At 65.3% G+C, this 5,396-nt stretch carries 1 protein-coding gene; it reads left to right on the top strand.

All coding sequences use genetic code 11. The features are described from left to right. Window positions 1-325 precede the first annotated feature (325 nt). Entirely contained in the window at window positions 326-4,732 is a 4,407-nt protein-coding gene (locus tag KBX06_RS27275) for an FG-GAP-like repeat-containing protein (protein WP_210839916.1), read from the top strand. Window positions 4,733-5,396 lie beyond the last annotated feature (664 nt).

Raw genomic sequence — 5,396 nt, 5'->3', positions numbered from 1 at the left:
GCGAGGCTCCCGGTCGGGGCATCGGGTTTTGGTCGATTTGCTGTCTTACCTGGAGCCTCGCCCTCATCGATCCTCGGGCTACGCACACCGCCCCTGACCTGCAAGGTCAGGATGAAAAAGGCTCAATCTGTGATGTGCCCACGAACAGGAAGATCACGAATTCGTAACTAGAAGCTGCAACTGCCGTCGTAAAACCGCCCCATGCAGCGCGAATGGGACGGGCGTAGTGAGGAAGAACATTCCCTGGGCCGAGCCACCGCTGGTTCACTATGCCCGCCTTCGGATGCGCACCCGCGCGTCCCTCGACACGGGGGAGCACCTAGCCATGCCCGCAACCCGGCACGCGCTCCGGACGAGGTTCGCCTCGCTCGCGACAGCGGCCACCCTGTTCATTCCTGGGGCCATCGTCTGGCCCGGCTCCATCGCGGTCGCTGATCCGGATGGGTATGCCGGGGCGTTGCGGCCAGCGCCCTCCAGCGGCGCCTCCATCGGCGTCGAGGAGGCGTTGGCGCAGGCACGACAGACCGGCCAGGCCGTGGAAGCTACTGCCGCCGGCACGTCGGCCTCCATCGTCACGGCCCTGCCCGACGGGCAGGTTCGTCTGACTGAGCACGCCACAGCCACCCGCAAGAAGGTCGACGGCACCTGGAAGGCCTTGGACGCGACGCTTGTCCGGCAGTCGAACGGCACCATCGCCTCGAGCGTGACGACGAATGAGGTCGTTCTCTCTCCGGGTGGGGAGGCACCGCTGGCCGAGCTCGTGTCTGGCGATCGGGCTTTCACCGTGGGAGCGCCTATGTCGTTGCCCGCGCCTTTCTTGTCCGGCGCCACCGCTACTTACCGCAACGTGCTCCCCGACGTCGACCTGGTCGCTACGGTGGGCCGCAACGGTGGCTTCTCTCACGTCTTCGTCGTCCACACCCCGGAAGCCGCCGCCAACCCAGAATTGGCGACGCTCACGCTTAACACCCAGGCGACGGGTTTCACGCTTACCGTTGACGCCGTCGGCAACATCGCCGGCCGCGACCGGTCCGGTAGCACAGTTCTCTCCGCCCCGGCGCCGATCATGTGGGACTCCAGTTCCAGCCCCACAGCGGGACCGGCCACTCGCAGCGCACCTTCTTCCAGCGTCATCGCGCCCGGGCGGGCCGCACGTACCGCGCCGATCGAGGTACGCCTGCAGGGGCGGCAACTCCGCCTTACTCCCGACAGGAACCTGCTAACCAGCGAAAACACGACCTATCCGGTCTACATTGACCCAACTTTCAACTGGTCGGCCGCCGGGTCCGGCCGGGGCGGCTGGGCCAGCATTTCCTACCAGCACCAGTCCAGCAATTACTGGATGACAACGCCGGACCCGTATGACCGGATGCAGGTCGGAAACTCGGGCGAGCAACGATCGAACACCCTCATCAACTTTACGGTCCCCGTCAGCACCTTGGTCGGCGCTGAGATCAACTCCGCCTTCTTCAAGATCACCAACACGAAGTCGTGGAGCTGCACGGCGAAGCAGGTGAACGTCTACGCACCCGACACTGTGTTGAGCGGTAGTAATGCCACCTGGAACTATTGGGAGGGTCGAAGCAGCGGCCCTCTGGCGGCGTCCAAGAGCTTCGCGTACGGATACAGCGGTTGCGCGCAGGACGGTGTCTCCTTCGACGTCAAGGCGCAAATCCAGCGCGACGTCAGCGACAACCACAAGACCCGCACGCTCTGGATGAAGGCGCACAACGAGGCCAGCGACCCCGAAAGCTGGAAGGAGTTCCTGGAGACAAGCCCGACGCTTGAGATCCAGTACAACCACAAGCCAAACAAGCCCACAGGGCTGACCACCTCGCCAAAGACCGTCTGCGCGGGCGGTTCGACCGTCGGCGATGGGTCTGTGTCGCTCTACGCGCCAGTGTCCGACCGCAACGGTGGCGTCCTTGGGGTCTCCTTCCGGCTCACCCGGGGGAGCGACGGTGCGGTCGTCGCCACGTCCAACCCGAACAACTTGACCTCTTCCTCCGGCACCACCTCGGTCCTCCTGGTCCCCCAGGCCACCCTGCGCCAGTACGCCGGCTACACCGGCCCCGGGACCGGAGCTGTCACCACGTTCACCTGGAGGGTCCAGGCCACCGACTTCCGGACGCCCAGCGACTGGTCGGATACCTGCACCTTCAACTTCGACCCCACCCGCCCGGGCCACCCCGAGGTGACCGCGCCCACCGGATCGGTCATCGGGCAGCCGGCAAGCTTCACCATCACCGCAGCCGCAGGCACTACACCGAGCGGCTACCTCTACCAACTCAACGCCGGGGCGCCGGTCCAGGTCGCCGCAGCCGTCGGCGGGACCACCGTGTCGGTCCTGCCCACCCGCTACACCAACACGCTGACCGTCACGAGCCTCTCCCCCGGAGGCAACATCGGTGATTCCGAAAGCGTCACCTTCAACGCGGATCCGGCGGTTACCGCGGCCGACGGGGATATGACCGGAGACGACATCCCCGACCTGCTGGCCACCGGCAACGCCAACGGCATCCCATCGGGACTCTGGCTCGCCGAAGGCGGCTCCGACGGGCCGCCCCCACCCGCCACCAACATCGGGGTCAAAGGCAACGGGCTGACGACCCAAGGGTCATCGCATGACTTCGATGGTGCTCAAGCCATCACCGGCCGGTTCTCCGGCTTCGGCCTGCAGGATGTCCTCGTCTACTACCCGTCCGGCCCCAACGCCGGCGGCGGTAGCGTGCTTCGCGCCAACGGCGACGGATCGGTCATCCAACCATCCGCGGGCAGCGGCACCCAGTTCACGATCGCGCGGGAAGCCCTCACCGACGAATCGGACCAGTCACCGCTACAGGTAGCCAACGCCGGTGACGCCCGGCACTCCGGCTCGTCCTACCCTGACCTAATCGGGACCAGCGGCAACGACTCCGTCGGCTATTACCTCACCTACTACCCGTCGACCGGGCCGGGGGCGTTCCAACAGGTCACCCGTACCTCCGCGACCACCCCAGACGGCGGCGTCGACTGGAACAACTGGACCATTGCCACCGCACAAGCCACGACCAGCGCGGGAACGAGCACGGTCATGTTCCTGTGGAAGCGCAGCACGGGCGCCCTGCACCTCTGGACCGACATCAGCATCGACATTGACAACGGCCAGATGACCTACACCCCGTACACGCTCGCCACAGCCGACTGGAACAAGGCAGCGACGATACGCCTACGAGCCTTCGACGCCAACAACGACGGCATCCCGGACCTCTCGACGATCAGTGACGGCGGCCTTAGCAAGGTGTGGCTGGTCACCAGCCTCGCTGGCACCGTCGGCACCATCACCGCCGAAGCCGATCGCATGATCATCACCGCCAACCACGCCTGGTACTTCGCGGACGCGAAGGAAGGATTGGCCAGCAGCGTTCCAGCAAAGGATGCGGTCGGAACACTGGTCGCGACCGGCAGCGGGGCCGCAGCCTGGCACTCCGGTGACCTGTTCGACCCGAGCATCGACCTCGACGGCGTCAACAGCACCCTGACCACGCCATCGGCGGCGGTAGCCACCAACGCCAGCTTCTCGCTGTCGGTCTGGGCGAAACCCGACGCCAGTGGCGGCACCGTCGTTTCCCAGGATGGGGTCAACACCGCCGGATTCAGGCTGTGGGCCGAGGCCAGCGACAACTCCTGGCGGTTCGCCATGTCCCGAAGCGACGTCGCAAACCCAGTCTGGGACACGGTCAGCAGTGGCGCCAACACGGTACGGCTCGGTGCCTGGACGCAATTGGCGATAACGTTCAAGCCCGCTGGCGGAAATCTCAGCAGCATGTACCTATACGTCAACGGACGCCAAGTCGGAGCGGCGGCACACTCCACCACATGGAATGCCGCCCGCAGCACACGTTTCGGGAGCACCCGAACCGGCACCAGCACGATCGGCGGCTACTTCAACGGGCAGCTCTCCACCACCCAAACGTGGGACTCCGTGGTGCTGAACCCAACCCCTGCCCAGCACGATCTCACCGGCGACGGCAAGCCTGACCTCGTCACCGCCGACTCGTCCGGCAACCTCCACCTCCGACCCCACACCGGCGGAACCGGCATGGCCACCTTCGGCTCGCCCACGGTTATCGGCAGCGGCTGGGGAAGCCTGCGATGGGACATCTACGACTGGACCCAGGACGGCCTCGCCGACGTCATGATGGTCGACGCATCAGGAGATCTGTGGGCGTACCCGAACGTCAACGGCGCGCCAAGCTCCGGCCGACGTGTTCAGGTTGGAGCAATGTGGGGTAGCTACACCCACGCGACAGGTAACGCGAACCGTGCTGCAAAGCCAGACCACTTCGGAATCAAGAACTCGACCGGCGAACTGTTCTACTACCCGAACGGCTGCTGCAAAGTTCTGGTAGGCCAGGCCGGATGGGCGAATTACCGCATATATCCCGCCGATTTCAACCAAGACGGACTCGACGACCTCATCGCAATCGATACCACGGGCGGCATGTTCTGGTACCCGAACACCGGCCAAGCCGGACAGGCGATGTTCGGCACCCGGAAGCAAATCGGCACCGGCTGGGCCACATACCGAATCGCCGTCGCCGACATCAACACCGACGGCCTCCCCGACATCGTCGCGGTCGACTCCAGCGGCAACGCCTGGATCTACCCAGGCCGCAGCGACGTGAGCCTCGGCACCCGCTACCAGATCGCCAGTGGGTGGAACACCACAGTCGTGAAGACCATCGGCTGATGTAGACGCGCAACTGTTCCGGTGCCCGAGGGCCCATCGCACTCGGGCACCGGATCCTCCACGCGTGGCACCTCGTATATGACGGCTGGCCAACCTCGAGCGATCGAGGCGCGCGACGAGAAGCGGCCGAAACCGCCCCTTGCCTGGTCCTCAACGCCAGCGAGCCTGAGGAAGATGCCACTACCACCTGGCTAACGTCCTCGTGCATGGTTGGCCGGTGCACTTCACCCGTGCCTCCCGGTCCGTCTCCGACGAGCTGATCCGGGCCGGGGCGCTCACCAACCTCGCAGTCATCGAGGCGCACCTGAACCGGGGGCGGAGGCACTGGCCACAGTCCACCGGGCGGAACGGATCTGGCGCCGACTCAGCGCCGACGAGCCGTCGGTAGACCTGTCGAAACTCGCCCTGGCACGGCCTCACCAAATTCTGCACATGGGTCGACGACCACACCATCGGCATGGTCACCTTCATAGGCTTCCAGGGCCTCGGCAAAGTCGTGGCGGTGTCTGACTTGAGTGGACTGGAGTAGAAGCGCCGCTGTTGGCAACAGCAAGACGGGCATGACCGGTTCAGAAGATCATCAAGGTTCCTACGCCGTGTTGATCGCCGAAGTGAGTCATGCCCGCCCTGCCATCATCGCTGATCTCGTCGGTGTCGTGTGCAC

The organism is Micromonospora sp. C31, assembly GCF_018070575.1.
In the GTDB taxonomy this organism is placed as follows: Bacteria; Actinomycetota; Actinomycetes; order Mycobacteriales; family Micromonosporaceae; genus Micromonospora.
The sequence above is the reverse complement of the archived record's forward strand: the minus strand, read 5'-3'. Positions and strand labels throughout refer to the sequence as shown.